General features: G+C 66.4%; 18 protein-coding genes and 2 tRNA genes. 11 read left to right on the plus strand and 9 right to left on the minus strand.

The genetic code is table 11. From position 1 onward, the window contains the following. Positions 1-9: 9 nt before the first annotated feature. The 6 genes from H3H36_RS07235 to H3H36_RS07255 form a co-directional block, all read right to left on the minus strand. On the minus strand, positions 10-1,446 hold the full coding sequence (locus H3H36_RS07235; RefSeq protein WP_182215738.1) for a serine hydrolase domain-containing protein: 1,437 nt from the start codon (positions 1,444-1,446) through the stop codon (positions 10-12). Positions 1,447-1,657: 211 nt separating this feature from the next. Then, a complete protein-coding gene (locus H3H36_RS07240) occupies positions 1,658-3,061 on the minus strand; it encodes an amidohydrolase family protein (protein WP_182215741.1) in 1,404 nt (467 codons plus the stop codon). Between the two features lie 101 nt (positions 3,062-3,162). Further along, positions 3,163-3,819 carry an FAD-dependent monooxygenase gene (locus H3H36_RS07245; RefSeq protein ID WP_229219786.1) on the minus strand — a complete coding sequence of 219 codons (657 nt, stop codon included), beginning with the start codon at positions 3,817-3,819 and terminating at the stop codon, positions 3,163-3,165. Then, complete coding sequence (locus H3H36_RS26915; RefSeq protein WP_229219787.1) at positions 3,816-4,073, minus strand: FAD-dependent oxidoreductase; 258 nt, start codon at positions 4,071-4,073, stop codon at positions 3,816-3,818. The genes H3H36_RS07245 and H3H36_RS26915 overlap by 4 nt, the downstream gene beginning before the upstream one ends. Further along, a tRNA-Leu gene (locus tag H3H36_RS07250) sits at positions 4,064-4,148 on the minus strand. Before H3H36_RS07250 ends, H3H36_RS26915 begins: the two co-directional genes overlap by 10 nt. A 178-nt stretch (positions 4,149-4,326) precedes the next feature. Next, positions 4,327-4,411: transfer RNA gene (locus H3H36_RS07255), tRNA-Leu, on the minus strand. Between the two features lie 351 nt (positions 4,412-4,762). On the opposite strand from H3H36_RS07255, the gene rnr reads away from it, so the two are divergent. From rnr to H3H36_RS07275, 4 genes are all read left to right on the plus strand, one after another. After that, the gene (gene rnr / locus H3H36_RS07260) at positions 4,763-7,237 is read left to right on the plus strand and encodes a ribonuclease R (RefSeq protein WP_182215743.1); all 2,475 of its coding nucleotides are present in this window, start codon (positions 4,763-4,765) and stop codon (positions 7,235-7,237) included. Between the two features lie 3 nt (positions 7,238-7,240). Beyond that, positions 7,241-7,984 (plus strand): 23S rRNA (guanosine(2251)-2'-O)-methyltransferase RlmB, encoded by a 744-nt coding sequence (rlmB, locus tag H3H36_RS07265; protein ID WP_182215746.1) that lies wholly within the window; start codon positions 7,241-7,243, stop codon positions 7,982-7,984. A 145-nt stretch (positions 7,985-8,129) separates the two neighbouring features. Further along, on the plus strand, positions 8,130-8,879 hold the full coding sequence (gene cysE, locus H3H36_RS07270) for a serine O-acetyltransferase (RefSeq protein ID WP_182215748.1): 750 nt from the start codon (positions 8,130-8,132) through the stop codon (positions 8,877-8,879). A 14-nt stretch (positions 8,880-8,893) separates the two neighbouring features. Then, positions 8,894-9,571 carry a YceH family protein gene (locus H3H36_RS07275; protein ID WP_182215875.1) on the plus strand — a complete coding sequence of 226 codons (678 nt, stop codon included), beginning with the start codon at positions 8,894-8,896 and terminating at the stop codon, positions 9,569-9,571. Between the two features lie 40 nt (positions 9,572-9,611). On the opposite strand, the gene H3H36_RS07280 is transcribed toward H3H36_RS07275, so the two are convergent. Genes H3H36_RS07280 through H3H36_RS07290 form a run of 3 tightly spaced genes read right to left on the minus strand, consistent with a single transcriptional unit; the run spans position 9,612 to position 11,766 of the window. Next, complete coding sequence (locus H3H36_RS07280) at positions 9,612-10,547, minus strand: hypothetical protein (RefSeq protein ID WP_182215750.1); 936 nt, start codon at positions 10,545-10,547, stop codon at positions 9,612-9,614. Further along, complete coding sequence (locus tag H3H36_RS07285) at positions 10,544-11,401, minus strand: ABC transporter ATP-binding protein (RefSeq protein WP_182215753.1); 858 nt, start codon at positions 11,399-11,401, stop codon at positions 10,544-10,546. Before H3H36_RS07285 ends, H3H36_RS07280 begins: the two co-directional genes overlap by 4 nt. Beyond that, positions 11,398-11,766, minus strand: a complete 369-nt coding sequence (locus H3H36_RS07290) for a GntR family transcriptional regulator (RefSeq protein ID WP_182215755.1) — start codon at positions 11,764-11,766, stop codon at positions 11,398-11,400. Before H3H36_RS07290 ends, H3H36_RS07285 begins: the two co-directional genes overlap by 4 nt. 160 nt (positions 11,767-11,926) lie before the next feature. Between H3H36_RS07290 and H3H36_RS07295 the strand changes: the two genes are divergently transcribed. From H3H36_RS07295 to H3H36_RS07325, 7 genes are all read left to right on the plus strand, one after another. After that, a complete protein-coding gene (locus tag H3H36_RS07295; protein WP_182215758.1) occupies positions 11,927-12,508 on the plus strand; it encodes a DUF1439 domain-containing protein in 582 nt (193 codons plus the stop codon). Between the two features lie 2 nt (positions 12,509-12,510). Continuing rightward, complete coding sequence (locus H3H36_RS07300; protein WP_182215760.1) at positions 12,511-13,407, plus strand: class I SAM-dependent methyltransferase; 897 nt, start codon at positions 12,511-12,513, stop codon at positions 13,405-13,407. 151 nt (positions 13,408-13,558) lie between these two features. Further along, positions 13,559-13,696: a hypothetical protein gene (locus H3H36_RS07305; protein ID WP_182215763.1), complete on the plus strand. Its 138-nt coding sequence runs from the start codon at positions 13,559-13,561 to the stop codon at positions 13,694-13,696. 159 nt (positions 13,697-13,855) lie between these two features. Then, entirely contained in the window at positions 13,856-14,830 is a 975-nt protein-coding gene (locus H3H36_RS07310; RefSeq protein WP_182215766.1) for a TOMM precursor leader peptide-binding protein, read from the plus strand. Between the two features lie 3 nt (positions 14,831-14,833). Beyond that, the gene (locus H3H36_RS07315) at positions 14,834-16,177 is read left to right on the plus strand and encodes a SagD/YcaO family ATP-dependent cyclodehydratase (protein WP_182215768.1); all 1,344 of its coding nucleotides are present in this window, start codon (positions 14,834-14,836) and stop codon (positions 16,175-16,177) included. 11 nt (positions 16,178-16,188) lie between these two features. Beyond that, on the plus strand, positions 16,189-17,034 hold the full coding sequence (locus H3H36_RS07320; protein WP_182215770.1) for a SagB family peptide dehydrogenase: 846 nt from the start codon (positions 16,189-16,191) through the stop codon (positions 17,032-17,034). Then, complete coding sequence (locus H3H36_RS07325; protein WP_182215772.1) at positions 17,031-19,415, plus strand: ABC transporter ATP-binding protein; 2,385 nt, start codon at positions 17,031-17,033, stop codon at positions 19,413-19,415. The genes H3H36_RS07320 and H3H36_RS07325 overlap by 4 nt, the downstream gene beginning before the upstream one ends. Positions 19,416-19,420: the final 5 nt, after the last annotated feature.

A 19,420-nucleotide genomic window follows, 5' to 3' on the forward strand; every position in this document is an offset into this window, starting at 1 on the left:
AACCGGTAGCTAGTTGAAATACATGGCGCTGACCTTGCCGCTGGCGTCCAGCTGGAGCAGCAACAGGGCGCTGTCGTCGTGCGACTTGAGCAGGTAGCGGTAGGTGGTCACGCCATTGTCGCTGCGACTGTCGACCAGGCCGAACTGTTCCAGTGTGCCGAAGCTGGCCGCCATGCTGGCATAGGCATCGAACGCGCCACCGGCCAGGCGTGCCGCCTCGGCCGGCGTGTAGCGCTCGGGGTGGAAGGTGTTGTTGATGACGTCGTCCACCAGGCTGCGCGCCAGCGTCCCCACTTGCGGTTGCGGATCGGGCACGGTCTGCCAGGCCAGCGCGGGATTGATGCGGGCCACGATGCCGGCCGAGATCCGTTCGGGCAGCGCGTCGCCCTGGTTGGTGAATACGATCACGGTCAGCCCTTCGCGGTAGTGGCGCTCGAACTGGGTGTGGAAGCCTTGCACATGGCCGTTGTGCCACACGTAGGGATGGCCGTTGATGGCGTCGGGCACCCAGCCCATGCCGTACTGCGCCGTGCTGCCGCCATTGAGCACGGCCGGCGCCCACATGATGTCGCGCGACTGGCGGGTGAGGATGCGTTCGCCGTACAGGGCCGCATCCCATTTGGCCAGGTCGGGCGCGCTCATGCGCAGGCCGCCGGCCGCGTCATCGTCGCCGGGGAATAGTGCGTTCTCCGGCTGCCAGCCGTTGTCCCAGATATAGCCTGATGCCTCCGTGCCCGGTGTGGACGGCGCGGTGACGAGGGCGGCCGTGTTCATGCCCAGCGGGGTGAAGATGCGGCGTTGCAGGAAATCGAAATATGGCTGGCCGCTGACCTTCTCGATCACCATGCCGACCATGAAGTAGCCCATGTTGCTGTAACTGTGGACGGCGCCGGGCGGTGCGTCGAGCGGGATGGTGCCCATCAGGCTGATGAGTTCGTCCTGCGTGTAGTGGTGCTGCGGGTCGTACAGCGGCGCCAGCTGCTGTTGGAAGTCGCGCGGGAAGCCGGCCGTGTGCTGCAACAGCTGGCGCACCGTGATGTCCTTCCAGCTGGCGGGCGCGGTGGGGAACAGTTGGGCGATGTGCTGGTCCAGCGACAGCTTGCCGTCCTGTACCAGCAGCATGATGCCGGCTGCCGCGAATTGCTTGGTGACGGAGCCGATGTGGTAGATGGTGTCGGGCGCGGCGGCCTGCTTCAGTTCGATGTTGGCCAGGCCGTAGCCTTTTTGCAGGATGGGCGTGCCGTTGCTGGCCACCAGCAAGGTCAGGCCGGGAATGCGCTGCTTGTTCATCTGCGCCTGCACGTAGCTGTCGATGTCGGCCAGCGTGGCGCTGCTGATGACGGTGGTGGCGGCCGTCACATCCGGCGGCGTGGCGGACTTTTCGTTGGCGCCGCAGGCGCACAGCGCGGCGGCCAGGATGGCGGCGGTCAGGCATTGCTTGATCATGGTGGGGCCTCTTGCGGGTTGGGCCGATGTCTCGCGTGGGATCGGCATGGCCGGCAGTGTCGGGCCTGCTTGCTGCAATTGCAATCCGGGCGTGCGAAGCGGTACTGGCTGGTACTGGCGGTATCGTGGCGCGCCACCATCCGCGCGCTTGGGATGGCGGCGTTTGCGTGGCCGCCATGTATCGCTCGATGCCGCCGCCCGTGCGGCGGAGCTAGTGCGCGGAAGCGGGAATCGGATAGGCGGCATCCTGGTAGCGTTTGGCGACGGTGTCGAGCAGTTCCTGCAAGCGCCCGTGCGCATACCACTTGCCCGCCGCCATGACGCCTAGCGGCCGCCGCAAGGTGTCGAGGTCATCCAGTGGATTGGCTGCGCTCAGGATGAGATCGGCGCGCGAACCGACGGCGACTGTGCCGAACGGCGCCGCGTCCGGATAACGGCGTTGCAGCATCTTGCCTGGCGTGCGGGTGGCGGCAAGCAGCGCCTGATACGGTGTCAGGCCGGCTTGGCGCAGCAAGTCCAGGTCGTCGTGCAGTGCATAGCCGGGTATCACGCCCGGGATGGCCGGCGCATCGGTACCCGTGATCAAGGGCACGCCGGCATCGCTCATGGCCTTGACGAAGCGGCCAAGGAATTTCAGCCGCTCATCGAGGCTGCCCTTGCGCTGAACATAGTCGTCGAGCTTCCACGACATCCTGTCCTGCGGCGACACATAGCGGGAGTCCGGCGCGCCCAGGAAGTCGTCCACCACGGCTGGCTTACCCCATTGGCGGGCGATGGTGGCATACGTCACGAGATCGGCGGTAACGAATGCGTGGCTGCGCTTGATCATCTCCACCACGGCCGGGATCTGCGCGTCGTCCGGCGCCCGCGTGCCGTCGTCCGCGTCGCCGCTCTCGAAGACGGTGTAGAGGAATTCCTCCGCGTGGGCCACCATCAACTGGCCGGCCGCCAACTGGCGGCGCAGTCCGACGCGCGTAATGCCGTGACCGACGATCGGCATGCCGAGTCGTCTGGTTTCCTTGACCAGCGCCTCGAAGGTGTCGGCGGCAAGGTCGTTGTACACCTTGATGAAATCGTTGCCATTGGATTTGGCCAGACGCACCGCCATCCGCGCTTCGGACGGCGTGGCCACGACCAGGCTACCGTAGCGGGCGGAGCCGTCAATCCGCAACGCGGTATAAATGTGCGGCGCAGGGATGTCGCCCCGGTTCGCGGCCGGTTTGGTGCGGCCTACGAAGCTGTGCGACGCCTCGCCCATATTCAGCATGGTGGTCACGCCGTTGGCGAGGTACACCACCAGGTCGGCGCGTGTGTCCGAGTGCGTGTGCATGTCGGCCAGGCCCGGCGACAGGAACGCACCGTCGCCGTTGATGACCACCGCCCCGGCGGGTGGCGTGAGATGAGGACTGATGGCAATAATCTTGCCGTGCTCGACCAGCACCGTCTGATCCGGCAGGACGCGCTCCGCGTCGAGCGGGATCACGTTCACGTGGGTGAATGCCGTCGCCGGGGAATCGTCCGCGGCGGCAGCCAGGCAGGCGCCATGCGCGCACAAGGCCAGCACGCCCACCCACAGGGATGCGGCCGTTCGCCGCGTCAAACGGATTGCCGCCATGGTTTCCTCCGAAGTAATTGTTTGATAATGTCAACAATAAAACAACTTGCCATTATCATAGCTTTATTCCGGCAGGCGAGTGTTTTGCTGACCCTGGTGGCCTAGGCGGGACGCTGCTGCCGTTCCAGATCGGCGAAGTGCAGCCCGTGGCGCGTGGCGTAGTCGGACAGGTCGGCGCTTTCCTGCCGGGCGAGGCACAGGGCGACATAGCCGTCGGGGCGGACCAGGTAGGCGGCGTCGCGCAGCAGGTCGGTGGTCGCGGCCTGGCTGGTCCACGGCAGGCAGTGCACGGGCAGGTCCAGCGCCCGGGCCTGCGACGCCAGCGCGGCGCCGCATACGCCATACACGTGCAACTGCCAGTCCATCGACCGCAGCGGATCGAAATTGTCGTGCTGTGCGTCGTGCACCCACGGCAGACGGTCGCCGCCGTGGATATCACCCGCGCGGCCGGCGCTCAGCATGCTGTCCTCGTCGTTGATCCGTATCTGCGAGAGGCGCTTGAACATGGCGCGACGCGCGGCCGCGAAGCCGGTCAGGAAGGGGGCCACATGCGGCAGCAGCCAGTGCCGCACCAGCCGGCCGGCGGCGCCGTCCGCCACCGCGGCCTGGAACACGCGGTCCGTGGTGGCGACCAGCTGGCGCGCGAACCCGATGCGCTCCTGCTCGTAGCTGTTGAGCGCGGCGGGCGCGATGCGCCCCTGCAGCACCTGGGCAATCTTCCACGACAAGTTGACGGCGTCGCTGAGGCCGGTGTTCATGCCCTGGCCGCCGGCGGGACCTGGTCGATGATGCGTAAGGGGATGCCGTGGCGGGCGAGTCGCAGGGCGAGCATCATGCCGGTGGGGCCGGCTCCGGCGATCAGGACTTGGGCAGGCATGATCAAAGTATAAGATGGCTGCGCGGCGGACGGCGCGCCTATGGGCGGGAGGATGCGTTGCGCGAAGCACCATGAAAAAAGCCGCAGACTCGTGAAAGTCTGCGGCTTTTCTCGTATCCGGTAGATGGTGCCCACGGAGGGACTCGAACCCCCACACCTTGCGGCACATGGACCTGAACCATGCGCGTCTACCAATTCCGCCACGTGGGCACTGCGGGCTGTAGCGGTTCGCTACAACGTTGCAACGGGGCGTATCTTACTGGAGTGCAAGCGTCGTGGTCAATGGCGAAATGCAGATTAATATGAAATATTTTCAGCGATGCACGTTCGGAAATGAAAAAAGCCGCAGACTCGTGAAAGTCTGCGGCTCTTCGCGTATTCGGTAGAGTGGTGCCCACGGAGGGACTCGAACCCCCACACCTTGCGGCACATGGACCTGAACCATGCGCGTCTACCAATTCCGCCACGTGGGCACTGATGCTGCTAAACAACTTCTGCTATTATAGCGATCGGGAGAGTTTCGCGCCAGATGAACTTTCATTCCATACTGCACATCAACTCTGTCTTACGCTTCCCGCTTTGCCGCTATCCGGAGACGTTGTCGCTGCGAGAGACCAGAATTATAGAGGAATCTTGTGGGATGTCAAAGATCAGTGCACAAAATTTTTTCCAAAAAATCTGGACCCTTGCGGCCCCATGTTAGGTAAAGCGGGCCGATACCAAGTACACTACGCGCTATCACCGTGTCAATATAGGTGGCCGGTCGCAGTCCTTGGGCCCAGTCCCCAGTGATCACTGTCAATAATAAAACTATAGAAATACTTTTGAGCCAAATTACCCATATCCCCAGCCGGGAGGAAATCCTCGGCATCTTCCGTGGCGCCAAGGCGCCGCTCGATTTGCGCGCCCTTGCCAAATCGCTGAAAGTCGGCACGGAGGCGCAAGCCATCCTGACGCGCCGCCTGAACGCCATGGTGCGCGACGGCCAATTGGTGGCCGACCGCGACACGGGCTGCTTCGCGCTGGCCGACCAGAGCGGCTTCATCGCCGGCCGCGTCTCCAGCCATCGCGACGGTTTCGGATTCGTCATTCCAGACGAGCCGGGCGACGACCTGTTCCTGCCTGAAAAGGAAATGCAGAAAGTGCTGCATGGCGACCGCGTGCTGGCCAAGGTGGTCGGCGTGGACCGCCGCGGCCGTCCCGAGGGCACGATCGTGGAAGTGGTGCAGCGCGCCAACACCCACATCATCGGCCGCCTGCACAACGAGAACGGCGCCTGGATCGTGGCGCCGGAAGACCAGCGCATCTCGCAGGACATCCTGGTGGCCGGCGGCGTCGGCAAGGCCAAGTCCGGCCAGGTGGTCAGCGTGGAGCTGACGGAGCAACCGATGCGCTTCAAGCAGCCGGTGGGCAAGATCGTCGAAGTGCTGGGCGAACTGGATGACCCCGGCATGGAAATCGAAATCGCCGTGCGCAAGTTCGGCGTGCCCCACATCTTCTCGGACGGCGCCCTCAAGCAGGCCGCCAAGCTGCCCGACGTGGTGCGCCCGGCCGACCTGGCCGACCGCGTCGACTTGCGCGATATACCGCTGGTGACCATCGACGGCGAAGATGCACGCGACTTCGACGATGCCGTCTACTGCGAGCCGGTCAAGATCGGCCGCAGCAAGGCTTACCGTCTGATCGTGGCCATCGCCGACGTCAGCCACTACGTCAAGCCCGGCGACGGGCTGGACCTCGATGCGCTCGAGCGCAGCACCTCGGTCTATTTCCCGCGCCGCGTGATTCCCATGCTGCCTGAGAAGCTGTCGAACGGCCTGTGCTCGCTGAACCCGGCCGTGGACCGCCTCACGCTGGTGTGCGACGCCGTCGTCACGGCCAAGGGCGAGATCAAGGCTTACCAGTTCTATCCGGCCGTGATCCACTCGGCCGCGCGCCTGACCTACACGCAGGTGGCCGACATCCTCGGCAACACCAGCGGCCCGGAGGCGGCGCGCCGCCCCGGCATCGTACCGCACCTGCTGAACCTGTACGAGGTGTACCAGGCGCTGCTCAAGGCGCGCCTGGAGCGGGGTGCGATCGATTTCGAGACGACCGAGACCTACATCGTTTGCAACCCGTCGGGCAAGATCGAGAAGATCATCCCGCGCACCCGCAACGATGCGCACCGCCTGATCGAGGAATGCATGTTGACGGCCAACGTGTGCGCGGCCGACCTGCTGATCCGCCACAAGCACCCCGGCACCTACCGCATTCACGCCAGCCCGACCGCCGAGAAGCTCAAGCAGGTCCGCACCTTCCTCAAGCAGGCCGGCCTGCACCTGGACGGCGGCGACAAGCCGACGGCGGCCCACTACGCGGAACTGATGCGCGAAGTGAAGCTGCGGCCGGACGCGCCGCTGCTGCAGACCATGCTGCTGCGCTCCATGCAGCAAGCCGTCTACAGCCCGGACAACATCGGCCACTTCGGCCTGGCCTACGAGGCCTACGCCCACTTCACCAGCCCGATCCGCCGCTATCCGGACTTGCTGACGCACCGCGCCATCAAGGCCATTTTGCTGGGCAAGAAGTACGAGCCCAAGCTGACGGAAAAGAGCGTGTTGAACACCAACGTGTCGAACGCCACCCGCAAGCAGCAGGCCAAGGACAAGGCGGAAGGGCGTGAGAAGAAGGCGGCCGACCTGACCGTGTGGGATGCGCTGGGCGTGCACTGCTCGGCCAACGAGCGCCGCGCCGACGAAGCCTCGCGCGACGTGGAGGCCTGGCTCAAGTGCTACTTCATGCAGGACAAGCTGGGCGAGGAATTCACCGGCATGATCACGGGCGTGACCACGTTCGGCATCTTCGTGCAGCTCGACCAGTTGTTCGTCGAAGGCCTGGTGCACGTGACCGACCTCGGTGCCGACTACTTCCAGTACGACGAAGCGCGCCATGAACTGCGCGGCGAACGCACCGGCCAGCGCTACCAGCTGACCGACCGCGTGACCGTACAAGTGGTGCGGGTGGACCTGGAAGCGCGCAAGGTGGACTTGCGCCTGGCTGGCGTGCCGGAACGGGAAGCGGCGCCCGCCAAGGGTGGCCGCGCTGCACCATCAGCGCCGGGCAACACCAACGTCAAGCCCGGCCCGCGCACGGAGCGCCAGCCGCGCTTCGAGACGGCCAGCGCCGGCAAGGCCAAGGCCAGCAAGACCAAGGCGGCCGCCAAGGCCAAGCCAAAACGCAAGACCAATGCCGCGGCAGGTGCCGCGGTAGCACCCCGGGCAGCCAAGCCTGCCTCAAAGAGTAAGAAGAAGCGATAGACAATGAAGAATAAAATGATTTTTGGTTTCCATGCGGTGACCTCGCGCCTGCGTCACGAGGCTTCGTCCGTGGAAGAGATCTTCATCGACGCCGGCCGCACGGACCGCCGCATGCAGGATCTGGTGGCCGCCGCCAAGGCCGCCGGCGTGCGCGTGATGCCGGTCGATTCGTCGCGCCTGGACAAGATCGTCGGCACCCGCCGCCACCAGGGCGTGATCGCCTTCGCATCCCAGCTGGCGCTGGCGCGCAACCTCGATGAACTGCTCGACGCCATCGACGGCCCGCCGCTGCTGCTGATCCTGGACGGCATTACCGATCCCCACAACCTGGGCGCCTGCCTGCGCGTGGCCGATGGCGTGGGCGCCCATGCCGTGATCGTGCCCAAGGACCGCGCCGTGGGCTTGAACGCCACGGCCGCCAAGGTGGCCAGCGGCGCCGCCGAGACTGTGCCTTACATCACCGTGACCAACCTGGCGCGCACCATGCGCGACCTGAAGGACCGCGACATCTGGCTGATCGGCACCTCCGACGACGGCGAAAAAGGCTTGTACGAAGCCGACTTCACCGGCCCGACGGCGCTCGTGATGGGCTCGGAAGGCGAGGGCATGCGCCGCCTCACGCGCGAGACCTGCGACGTGCTGGTGAGCATCCCCATGTTCGGTTCCGTCGAGAGTCTGAATGTTTCCGTGGCCTCGGGCGTCTGTCTGTACGAAGCCCGCCGCCAGCGCATGGCCAAGGAAGGCTGACCTTCCTGCCCATACTGGCGGCACCGCAACGGGGCCGCCGGCTGTTCACCCGCCGTCCCCGCCGTTCCCCCGCCAGCAATTCCGGACCGGATACGCTACCATAGCTATCCGGTCACCTTGTTCCCCCGTCACTAAAGTCCGCACCATGTTCCGTCACCTGCGCCAAGACATCAACAGCATCATCGAACGCGACCCTGCCGCCCGCAATGCCTGGGAGGTGCTGACGTGCTATCCGGGCCTGCAGGCCATCGTGATGCACCGCTGGGCGCACTGGTGCTGGACGCACAGCCTGAAGTGGTTCGGCCGCTTCATTTCCTACCTGGCCCGCATCATCACCGGCATCGAGATCCACCCCGGCGCCACCATCGGCCGGCGCGTGTTCATCGACCACGGCTTCGGCGTGGTGATCGGCGAGACGGCCGAGGTGGGCGACGATTGCACCATCTACCAGGGCGTGACGCTGGGCGGCACCTCGCTGCACACGGGCAGCAAGCGCCACCCCACGCTGGAACGCGGCGTGATCGTCGGCGCCGGTGCCAAGGTGCTGGGCGCGTTCACGGTCGGCGAATACGCCAAGGTGGGCTCGAACGCCGTGCTGCTCAAGCCCGTGCCGCCAGGCGCGACGGCGGTCGGCAACCCGGCCCACATCGTGCAGAAGGACGTGGCGCAGTCGAGCGCCAGCGCGGCGGCCAACCTGTTTACGGCCTACGGCGTGACGGCCAATGGCGACGATCCATTGTCGAAGGCGCTGCACGCGCTGATCAACCACGCCGTGACGCAGGAGAAGCAGATTGAGCGCATCGTGGCCGTGATGAAGGCCGCTGGCCTGAGCTGCCCAAGCGTGCCTGAGTGTGATAAATTCGATTCGGCCCAACTGAACAAGCTTGTCGATTAAGGAAACAGATGAACATGGCATCGTCGCCGGAAGGCACTGAAGTACTGGACCCGTTTGAAATCCGCGTGCTGGCCGTGCTGGCCGAGAAGGAGGGGCTCACGCCGGACAATTACCCGCTGTCGCTGAACGCGCTCACCAATGGCTGCAACCAGTTGTCGAGCCGCGATCCGGTGATGTCGATATCGGAGGAAACCGTGGCCGACGTGCTGCAGCGGCTGATGCAGCGCAAGCTGGTCAACGGCATCACGCAGGCGGGCGCGCGCGTGACCAAGTACGAACACCGCATGCGCATCAAGTGGTCGCTGGAGCAGGACAAGCTGGCCGTGCTCACCATCCTCATGCTGCGCGGTTTGCAGACGGCTGGCGAGATCCGCACCCGCACGGGGCGGCTGCATGATTTCAAGAGCGTGGCCGATGTGGAGCATGCGCTGCAGTTCTTGATCGACAAATATCCGCCGCTGGTGTCGCGCCTGGCGCTGGCGCCCGGCACCAAGGAACCGCGTTACGGCCAGTTGCTCGGTGGTGAGGATGCGCTGGCGCGCGAGGAGACGGCGGCCGGTTACGCCGGCGCCGTGAGCGCGCCCCAGCAGGGCAGCCGGGTAGCGCAGCTGGAACAGGAAGTGCAGCAGTTGCGGCGCGATTTCGACGACCTGTCGGCCCAGTTCGCGGCGTTCCGTAAGCAATTCGAATAAGCCGCGGCGGCGCTTGCCGCCGCGGGCTGTATCCGTCTGTCTAACCTTCCTCGCGCCGGCGCCGCATCCACACGGCCACCGCGATCATGGCTACGCCGGCCACCGCGCCTATCCACAGGCCGGGCTGGCCCAGGCTGGCCCACGATGAGCTCACCACGCTGTCGCCGCGCAGCAGCTGGTGGTCTTCCAGATTGGTGAACAGGAACCACGAGCCCGGCGCCACACCCAGCAGGATACGGGCCACGATGGTGTGCATGAACCAGGCGGAGTTCACGCCCAGGTGCAGCACCTTGTCGGCCCAGCCCATCAGCATGGCCGCCAGCAGCGGGCCGCCCACGGCCCACAGGAACACCTTGGAGCGCGCCATGCTCGACACCATCAGCAGCCAGCCCACCGTGGGCAGCGCCCACAGCATGTAGACCGGCAGCAGCGCCAGCACGCGCAGCGGCGCCAGGTACAGGTCCGGCGTGGCCAGCACCTCGCCAAACAGGTTGCTGCCGTGGAGCAGCAGCATGCCGCACGCGGCCAACAGCAACAGCAGCGATTCCACGGTGCCGATGGCGATCACGATCAGCGGCGCCACCACCAGTGCCAGCGCGACCTTGGATAGCACCGTGGCGCGGTCCGAGATGGGCAGCGATTTCCAGAACAGGATGCTGCGGTCGCGCCGCTCGTCGTGCAGGGCGCCCAGGCAGTAGAAGAACACGAGGACGCCCAGCATCATGAACAGGGGCAGGGCGGCGGCCATGTAGTGCCGGGTCATCGCGGCGGCCATGCCGGTGCGGGCATGGCCTTCGACGACGATGTCGCCGATGGGGCCACCGACGCCGTTGACTTCGTAGGTGAAGTTATGCCCGAGCAGCAGGGCGGTGCCGGCCAGCAGCGCGACCAGCGTGGCCGCCGCCAGCGGCGCCCACAGCAGCATGCCCTTGTGCTCCCAGAATTCGCGCCGGATCAGCCATTTCATGGTGTTCATGCGTAGGTTCCTTTCATGGTGGCGACGAACAGGTCGGCCACGCTGGGCGTGCGGGTTTCACCGAAGTTGGCCAGCTGGGTGCGCGCCACGCCGTCGAACAGCATCACGGCCTTGCCGAACACGGTGCGCTGGCTGAGCGGCTGCAACGCGTTGGCGGCGGCCACGAACTGCGGCTCCACCATCACTTCCGTGAAGCGGTCGCCCACTTCATCCATGGAGGCCGACAGCGTGATCTTGCCTTCGCGGATGAACATCAGGTCGGTCAGGATATGTTCCACTTCCTCGATCTGGTGGGTGGTGATGAGGATGGTCTTGTTCTCGTCGAAGTAGTCTTCCAGCAGGTTCTGGTAGAACTGCTTGCGGTACAAAATGTCCAGGCCCAGCGTGGGTTCGTCCAGCACCAGCAGGCGCGCGTCGATCGCCATCACCAGCGCCAGGTGCAGCTGCACCACCATGCCCTTGGACATGGCCTTGACCTTCATGTCCATGGTCAGCTTGGTGCTGGCCAGGTAGCGTTCGGCCCTGGCGCGGTCGAAGCGCGGGTGCACGCCCTGCACGAAGTCGAGCGCTTCGCGCACGCGCAGCCAGCGCGGCAGGATGGCCACGTCGGCGATGAAACACACGTCGTTCATCAGTGCCTCACGCTGGGTGCGCGGGTCCAGGCCCAGCACGGACAGCTCGCCGTCGAACGGGGTCAGGCCCAGCATGGCCTTGAGGGTCGTGGTCTTGCCCGAGCCGTTGGGGCCGATCAGGCCCACCACGCGGCCGGGCTGGATCTCGAAGCTGGCATCGTCCAGCGCAGTCTGTTTGCCGTAGCGCTTGACGAGGTGGCGCGCCGTGACGATGGCGCTCATGCTGCCGCCCCCGGCTGCGCCGCCTTGAGCAGTTGTTCCAGGTCCAGGCCCAGCCGGCGGATGCGCTCCACCATGGCCGGCCACTCTTCGCGCAGGAAGCGTTCCCGTTCCGTGGCCAGCAGCCTGTCGCGCGCGCCTTCGATCACATACATGCCTACTCCCCTTCGTTTTTCCACCAGCGATTCGTCCACCAGCTCCTGATAGGCGCGCGAGACGGTGATGGGATTGAGTTGATAATCGGCCGCCACCTGGCGCACCGAGGGCAGGGCGTCGCCCGGTTTGAGCAGCCCGTCCAACATCATGCCCACCACGCGCTCCTTGAGCTGGCGGTAGATGGGCGTGTGGTCGTTCCAGCCTATGTTCATGGCGGTTCCCATGGTTGTGGAGGTGTTATGGTGAACTATAACACCGGATGTCAAAAACGCAAGCATGAAACGCAGCCGTGCCACGGGTGGGGCGGTGGATGTGGAATAATGGCGCACTTTATTTCACCTTAGTCAGCCTCGCATTCGGAAAGCATTCACCATGACCATCCTCACCAAACAGGGCGCCATGCGGCGCTGGATCACCGTACGCGGCGCGCCGCTGCTGCTGGCCGGCCTGCTGGGCGCCTGCGCCACGCTGATCGGCCCGCGCCAGGTCGACCTGCCGCAGGAGCGCCTGCAGCACAGCATGGAGCGCCGCTTCCCCATGTACCACCGCGCGCTGGGCATCCTCGACGTGGAACTGAGCCACCCGCAGCTGACCATCCTGGACCAGAACGACCGTGTGTCGTTGTCGCTGGACGCCAACGTGGCGCCGCTGCTGGCGCGCCAGTCGTGGAATGGCAGCATGGCCATCTCCGGCCGGCTGACGGTGGACCGGGCCCGCAACGCCGTCTACCTGGCCGACGCGCACGTGGACCGTTTCGTGTTCGATGGCCTTGATGAAGGACGTCAGCACCAGGTGGCCAGCATCGCCAACCTGCTGAGCGAGCAGGTGGTGCGCGACATGCCGATCTACACCTTCCGTCCCGAAGACCTGCGCTACGCGGGCGTGCAGTTCGCGCTGACGGCCATCGGCACCCGCCCCGGTGCGCTGGTGGCGACGGTGGAACCGGCCCAGTAACCATGGCGCCAACACCGGACACGCCAGCCGAGGGCCTGTTGCAGCAGGGCGTGGCCAGCCGCAGCGCGCTGGCGGTGGCCATGCTGCGCGCGGCCCACCAGTTGCTGGACCAGCCGCCCTTGTTCAACGACCCGCTGGCGCTGTCCATTGTCGGCCCTGAACATGAAGCGACGGTGCGCGCCGATCCCGCTCAATTCGACGTGGGCATGCGGCGCATGGTGCGCCTGGCCATGGCCGTGCGCAGCCGGCTGGCCGAGGACGAGCTGACCCAGGCCGTGGCGCGCGGCGTGACGCAGTACGTGGTGCTGGGCGCGGGCCTGGACAGCTACGGCTGGCGTCCCCACCCACCGGGCCTGCACGTGTTTGAAGTGGACCACCCTGCCACCCAGGCGTGGAAGCGCGGACTGCTGCATCAGGCGGGGCTGGCCACGCCGGCCAACGTCCATTTCGTGCCCGTCGATTTTGAGCGAGACCAGCTGGCCGACGCGCTGCGGGCCGCCGGCTGCCGGCTGGATCAGCCGATCTTCTTTTCCTGGCTGGGCGTCACGCTGTACCTGACGCGCGAGGCCATCTTCGATACCTTGTCCTTCGTGGCCCGCCTGCCGCCCGGCAGCGCCATCGTGTTCGATTACGGCATTGCGCCGGCCCTGCTGGAACCCATGGAGCAGTGGGGCGTGAACCAGTTCGTGCGCAAGTACGCGGCCGAGGGCGAGCCGTGGCTGTCCTTCTTCGCGCCGGACGAACTGGCCGCCGCACTGCGCGCGCTGGGCTTTGGCGCCGTGGCCGATGTCGGTCCCGCCGAACTGGCGGCCCGGTATCAGGCAGGCCACCCCTACATCACCCGCTTCGGTGGCGCCACGCATTTGATGCTGGCGTTTGCGCAAAATCAAACGGATTAGAGTTGTTATTCTAATATCGTTGGTTTTATACAAAGATATTGCCTCAAGGCAATGATCCCGTGTTAATCTCGATTTCGGCATGTCGTTATGAGAAAAACATATATATCTCATGACGCGGGCCTTTCATTCACATTCTACAAGGATAAAAGTAATGGAAATCTTGATTGATACCACCTTCATCTCGATCACCGATTCGACCGAATCGGAATACCTGCAAGACGATTTCAGCGGTGCGCTGGCCGACGTGAGCGTGTCCTGCTGCACCTGCTCGTGCTCCTGCTGCTGCTAATCGTTCGCTGCTGACTTTCGCCTGTCGAAAGTCGGGCCGGGTGCGCTTGTGGTCTGACCGCGGTCTGACCGCGTTGGCCCAGGCTGGCGGGGCCTGCGCGCATGCCCGGGCTTCCCGCTTTCCCGAACCAGGTATTGAGATGATGGGGATCAATTGACAATGAATGAATGTCTGTACGTTTCGCCGCTGGCGGAAATCACGACGGTGGGCGAGGACAGGATCGCCATGTCCGTCGTCGGGCGGCGCTTCACCGTGGAAGACAAGGTAGGCATGCTCAAGACGGTGCTGGCGCGTGCGGCCCAGGGCTTGCGCGTGGCCGAACTGGAGGCGGAACTGGGCGAGCACTTCCCGCCCGAGGCGGTGCAGGCGGCCGTGCAGGCGCTGGTCAACGCGCGCGTGCTGGTGCCGCACGACGCGCGCGGCCATGGCGACGCCACCCATCAGCACCTGGCCTACCGCCGCGAGATGGATGCGCTGACCGCGCCCGAGCAGCGCGCCCAGTACGAGCGCGCCAACTGGATGCTGGTGCTGGCCGGCGAGGGCGCCTGCGCCGACGCGCTGGCCGCGTCGCTGTCCCAGCTCGATGTGCCGCTGACCCGTATCGCCACCGGCGACACCTTGCCCGATTGTGGCGACAAGCGCGCGCTGCTGGTGGTATGCGCCGATTTCGAGGATTACGGCGCGTTCCGCGCCATGAACGCGCAAGCGGTGGCGCGCGGCATGCCCAGCCTGTACCTGGGCATGGACTGGAGCACGGTGCAATGCGGTCCGCTGGTGCTGCCCAAGGCCACGGCCTGCTATGAATGCTATTTCCACCGGGTGCGCAGCACGCGTAAGTTCGTCGCCGAATTCGACGTGCGCAGCCGGCACGACAACATCCTGTACCATGCGCTGCCCAGCAAGCTGGCGGTGCAGTTCGGCGTGGCCGAAGCGTCGCGCGTGGCGCTGCAATACCTGAGCGGCACGCTGGAGGATCTGCAGCACAGCGTGTTCAGCGAGATCGACAGCCTCAGTGGCGAAATCCAGCGCAGCCGCATCCTGCGCCTGCCGCGCTGCGCCTGCTGCGGCACGGCCAGCACCGCCCGTCCGGTCGGCAGCGTGTTCCAGCAAGCGCTGTTGCGGCGCAGGGCGTAAGCGATGGAACGCATGTCCACCGAAGCGCGCGAAGCGGCGCGCCTGGCCGAAATCCATGCCGCGCTGGTGCACCGGCGCCATGGCATCATCACCTCGCTGCTGGAGGAAACCGAGCACCCGGATGCGCGCGGCCTGTTCGTGTTCAACGCCCTGATGGTCGACGTGAAGGCGATGATGATCGATCCGTCGCGCGCCAAACCGAACAACCCCACCAGCGACCGCGCCAGCCTGGCCGGCTCCGGCGCCGCCTTCGACCGCACCTCGGCCTTGTGGACCGCGTTCGGCGAAGCGATCGAACGCTATTCGGCCGCTGCCCATTTCGACGACCAGCTGCACTACGCCAGCCAGCGCGAACTGGGCGAGGCGGCCGTGGGCCTGGAACAGTTCATCCTGTTCGCGCCGGAGCAGCATGGCGCCGAAGGCTTCAGCTACGCGGCGCCCGACGCGGACGTGACGCGGGCCTGGGCCAGCGCGCTCGATCTGCATGCGCCGGAACGCGCCAGCTACGTGCCGGCGCAGATGGTCTACCTGGGCATGCAGGTCAGGGACAAGCGCGAGATCGTGTTCCAGTCCTCGTCCACGGGCCTGGCTTGCGGCATGGACGAGCAGCGCGCCATCCTCAGCGGCCTGTTCGAAGTGATCGAACGCGACGCCTTCGCCGCCATGTGGCAGATGCGTTACGCGCCGCGCAGCCTGCAGGTGAGCGAGGCCACCCGCGCCACGCTGCTGCCGGGCGTGCTGCGCGCGCTCGATCATCCATCGCTGGAAGTGCGGCTGTGGGACATCACCACCGATATCGGCTTGCCGGTAGTGCTGTGCCTGGCCCGCAGCAGGACGGACGGCACCATGTCGCTGGGCGCGAGCGCGCAACTGCAAGTGGGGCAGGCCATCAACAAGGCCGTGATCGAAGCGCTGCACGGCTATTGCTGGGCCAGTTCCATCCTCGGCGCCGGCACGCCGCTGCCGGAGCGGGCCGCCATCCACAACCCGGGCGACCACTTCGCCTACTTCCTGGAGCCGTCGCGCCAGACGGCGCTGGCATTCCTGTTCGGGAACGCGCAGTGCGTGTCCAGCGACGATCCGGCGCTGCATACGCTGGCCACGCTGGATGACCTGCTGGCGCGCCTGCGCGCGCTGGGCCACCGGGCGCTGGCCGTGGATGTGACCTCGGACGATATCGCCAGCCTTGGCTTCGTGGTGGTGCGGGCGCTGATCCCCGGCCTGCATCCGCTGCTGTTCGGCAGCGACCTGCACAGCGCCGACCAGCGCCGGCTGTGCACCATCGCCGCCCACTGGGGGATGGCGCAAGTGCCGCCGCCCAATCCCGATCCCCACCCATTCCCATAAGGCCAGGCACCATGAAGAATAGTTTGCAGGAGCTGCTGCCGCCGCAGGCCATGGCGGGCGCGTTCGATATCGACGATCCGGCCGAGATTCTGCACGAGCAGACCAAGTTCCACCGCGCCACGTTGACGGGACAGGTACGCAATATCGTGCGTTATCTGCGCCATCCGGCTTACATCGCGCGCGGCGCGGCGGGCTATAACGTGTACGCGTCCTGTCCGCGCATCGATCTGCCCGAGCCGTCGCTGGAACTGGGCGCGCTGTCGGCCGCGCTGGCAGCGCGCAAGAGTGCGCGCGGCTTTGCCGGAGCCGTCACGCTGGCCGAGCTTTCCAGTCTGCTGCACCACGCGCTGCGCGTGAACCGTTATCGCAGCAGCGACGCGGCGCCCCACGTCAAGCTGGCGTTCCGCGCCTACCCGTCGCCGGGCGGGCTGTATCCAACCGAGTTCTATCTGTTCCTGAACGAGGTGGAAGGCGTGCCGCCCTGTATCGCCCATTACGACGCGCGCAATCACTGCCTGCGCGTGCTCAAGCCGCAGGATGGCAACGCCTTCGCCAGTGCCGAGGTGCGCGGCGGCGAAAAGTCGATGCACGCGCCTGTCGTGTGCGTGATGACGAGCGTGCCGCAGCGCGCCACGGCCAAGTATGGTGCGCGCGGCTATCGTATGGCGCTGCTGGAGGCGGGGCACGCATCGCAGAACCTGTGCCTGGCGGCGCAGGGACTGGGACTGGGCTCGCTGGTCTATGGCGCCTATTACGACGACGAACTGGCGGCCTTGCTCGACATTGACGGTGTGACCGAGACGGTGGTGTCCGTCATGCTGCTGGGCCGCGAAGCGGCCGGGGTGCCGGCGCCATGAACGATCACGCCATCCGCCTGTCAGAAATGGCCGGGCAGGGCGCGGCCACCGCCAGCGTCGCCGCCACGGCCAGCCTGCGGCAAGGGGTGAGCGACGTGCTGCGGCTGGCGGCCGTGGGCGAGCGCGAGGCGGCGCTGGCCGCGCTGGACGCGCTGTTCGGCTTGCGCGGCAGGTTCCATGCCTATCCGCTGCTGCTGGACATGGCCACCGGGCGCCAGAGCTGGCGCCAGTGCGGCGCCCTGTGGCTGGAGGGGGCGACGGTGCTGCCGTCCACCATGCAAGCCAATTTCGACGACGCCATCGCACTATGCCGCCAGTTCCTCGGTCTGCCCGCGCCCTGCATCCTGCTGCAATGCCGGCCCGAGACGCGCGACCTGCACCTGACGATGGAAAGCTTCCCCGGCCTGGCCGTGATGCGGCTGTCCACGCTGTCGCCCGGTTATCCGGACGATATGCGCGCCGTGCAGTTCCACGAAGTGGCGCACTGCTTCCTCACCTGCGGCGTGCGCTTGCTGGACGAGGGACTGGCCCACTTATTCGCGGCCCGCTACGCCGGCGCCACGCTGCCGGAGGCGGACCTGGCGCTGCTGCCGCCCGTGCGCGCGCTGCTCAGCCGCAGCGCCGACAACATGTTTGGCGAGAGCGCCGACAGCGAGCTGCGCGTCTACCAGTCGGCCTGCCGCGTCGGCGCCGACCTGGTGGCGGCCATTCATGCGCAGGGCGGCGCGGAGCATATCGTGCGCCTGTTCGCCGCCGTGGTCCGCGCCACGTCCGATGCGCAGATCGTGCGGCTGGTCGAACAAGCGTGCGGACGGCAGTTCCCGGTGCCGGAACGGCGCGGTGGCCCCAGTTCGGCCCACAGCGCGTTGATCGACAGCGCACGCCAGGCCGTGTTCACTGCGTGGAGCAACAAGCAGCCAGCCGACACGGACCAGGCGATCGCCGCGCTGGACGCCGAGGACATCTACGGCGAACCGGCCCTGCTCGACAGCCTGCTGGGTACATTGATCAACCGGGCGCTGTTGCAGGTCAATTTCGCCGAGGCGCCCGGCGCGGCCCAGCTGGCGCGGCTGGACCAGTTGCTGGCCGCTGCCGCCGACTGCCTGCCGCAAGGGCGCTTGTGGCTGTGGCGTGGCACGCGCGCGATCCTGGCCATCCTGCTGGCGCGGCCCAATATCATCAAGGTGGCGGCAGCCGGCCAGCAGGCGCTGGAATGTTTCGGCAAGGCCGTGCAGCTGATCCCGGACGATCCCGACCTGCTGGTGCAGCACGCCTCGCTGCTGCTGCATGCGCCGGCGGCCTACGGTGGCGACCGTGACCTCGGGGTGAGCAAGCTGCGGCAGGCGATGCGCAATCCCGTCTATCGTGAGCATGCGCGCCAGGTGTTGCTGGAATACGGCATTGAAACGCCGGCGCAGGAGGCCGCCGCGCCGGCGCCCGCCGCCTTGCCCAGCGAGGCCGCTGCCGCGCAGGCGCCGGTAATGCTGGAAATGCGCGACGTGTCGCTGCGTCTTTCGTCGGTCTTCACGCTGCGCCCCGGTCCACTGGCGGTGCGGCGCGGCGAGCGGGTGGCCTTCATCGGTCGCAACGGCAGCGGCAAGTCGATGCTGATGGAAGCGTTGCTGGGCTTGCGCCAGCCGGAGCAAGGCAATATCGCCCTGCATCTGGGCGATCCGCGCGTGCCCGCCACGCGCCAGCGCATCGGCGGCCTGCTGCAAGGGTATGACATGCCGGGCCAGACGCGGGTGAGCGAGATGATGGCGCTGCACCAGGCCATGTACCAGCGCACTGCGCCGGAAGTGACGCGCGCGCTGGGGCTGGCCGAATTGCGCGACCGTTATTGGCAGCAGCTCTCGCGCGGGCAGAAGCAGCGCCTGATGCTGTGGATGGCGCTGGCCCATGTACCGGAACTGGCGATCCTTGACGAACCATCGCTGGGGCTGGACGAATGGTTCGCCCGTTCGTTGCGCGAGCTGCTGGCCAGCCTGCCGTTGACGTTGCTGATGATCTCCCACGCGCCGGCCGACCTGCAGGGCATGGACCGGGTCTGCTGCATGGATGACGGCCGCATCGTGGCCGAAGGGCGGCTCGACGTGCTGATGGCGCATCGCCTGGGGCACTACAAGGGCGTGCTGCGCCAGCCGTTGACGGACGAGGCGCTGCAGGCGCTGCAAGCCTTGCCCGGCCTCGTGCGCGCGCCCGCGCAGCGCGAGGGCGGGTGGGAACTGTTCGGCCGCGAGGGCTTCGACCAGGACTTCCGCCGCTACATCGACCAGCAGCGCATCACCTCGTTCAGCCTGGAGCCCGTGTCGGTGGAAGACTTCCTGGCCGACGTGACGCAGGCGCCCGCGCCGGACAACCAACCTGTTTCGCCACCATGAAAATA

Origin of the sequence: Rugamonas fusca, assembly GCF_014042365.1 — a bacterium.
GTDB classification, from domain to species: Bacteria; Pseudomonadota; Gammaproteobacteria; order Burkholderiales; family Burkholderiaceae_D; genus Rugamonas; species Rugamonas fusca.

Excerpts from the sequence above, each read along its gene's own strand:
- H3H36_RS07235 (WP_182215738.1), bottom strand. The coding sequence starts at position 1,446 with ATGATCAAGCAATGCCTGACCGCCGCCATCCTGGCCGCCGCGCTGTGC.
- H3H36_RS07240 (WP_182215741.1), bottom strand. The coding sequence starts at position 3,061 with ATGGCGGCAATCCGTTTGACGCGGCGAACGGCCGCATCCCTGTGGGTG.
- H3H36_RS07245 (WP_229219786.1), bottom strand. The coding sequence starts at position 3,819 with ATGAACACCGGCCTCAGCGACGCCGTCAACTTGTCGTGGAAGATTGCC.
- rlmB (WP_182215746.1), top strand. The coding sequence starts at position 7,241 with ATGAAGAATAAAATGATTTTTGGTTTCCATGCGGTGACCTCGCGCCTG.
- cysE (WP_182215748.1), top strand. The coding sequence starts at position 8,130 with ATGTTCCGTCACCTGCGCCAAGACATCAACAGCATCATCGAACGCGAC.
- H3H36_RS07275 (WP_182215875.1), top strand. The coding sequence starts at position 8,894 with ATGGCATCGTCGCCGGAAGGCACTGAAGTACTGGACCCGTTTGAAATC.
- H3H36_RS07280 (WP_182215750.1), bottom strand. The coding sequence starts at position 10,547 with ATGAACACCATGAAATGGCTGATCCGGCGCGAATTCTGGGAGCACAAG.
- H3H36_RS07285 (WP_182215753.1), bottom strand. The coding sequence starts at position 11,401 with ATGAGCGCCATCGTCACGGCGCGCCACCTCGTCAAGCGCTACGGCAAA.
- H3H36_RS07290 (WP_182215755.1), bottom strand. The coding sequence starts at position 11,766 with ATGAACATAGGCTGGAACGACCACACGCCCATCTACCGCCAGCTCAAG.
- H3H36_RS07295 (WP_182215758.1), top strand. The coding sequence starts at position 11,927 with ATGACCATCCTCACCAAACAGGGCGCCATGCGGCGCTGGATCACCGTA.
- H3H36_RS07300 (WP_182215760.1), top strand. The coding sequence starts at position 12,511 with ATGGCGCCAACACCGGACACGCCAGCCGAGGGCCTGTTGCAGCAGGGC.
- H3H36_RS07305 (WP_182215763.1), top strand. The coding sequence starts at position 13,559 with ATGGAAATCTTGATTGATACCACCTTCATCTCGATCACCGATTCGACC.
- H3H36_RS07310 (WP_182215766.1), top strand. The coding sequence starts at position 13,856 with ATGAATGAATGTCTGTACGTTTCGCCGCTGGCGGAAATCACGACGGTG.
- H3H36_RS07315 (WP_182215768.1), top strand. The coding sequence starts at position 14,834 with ATGGAACGCATGTCCACCGAAGCGCGCGAAGCGGCGCGCCTGGCCGAA.
- H3H36_RS07320 (WP_182215770.1), top strand. The coding sequence starts at position 16,189 with ATGAAGAATAGTTTGCAGGAGCTGCTGCCGCCGCAGGCCATGGCGGGC.
- H3H36_RS07325 (WP_182215772.1), top strand. The coding sequence starts at position 17,031 with ATGAACGATCACGCCATCCGCCTGTCAGAAATGGCCGGGCAGGGCGCG.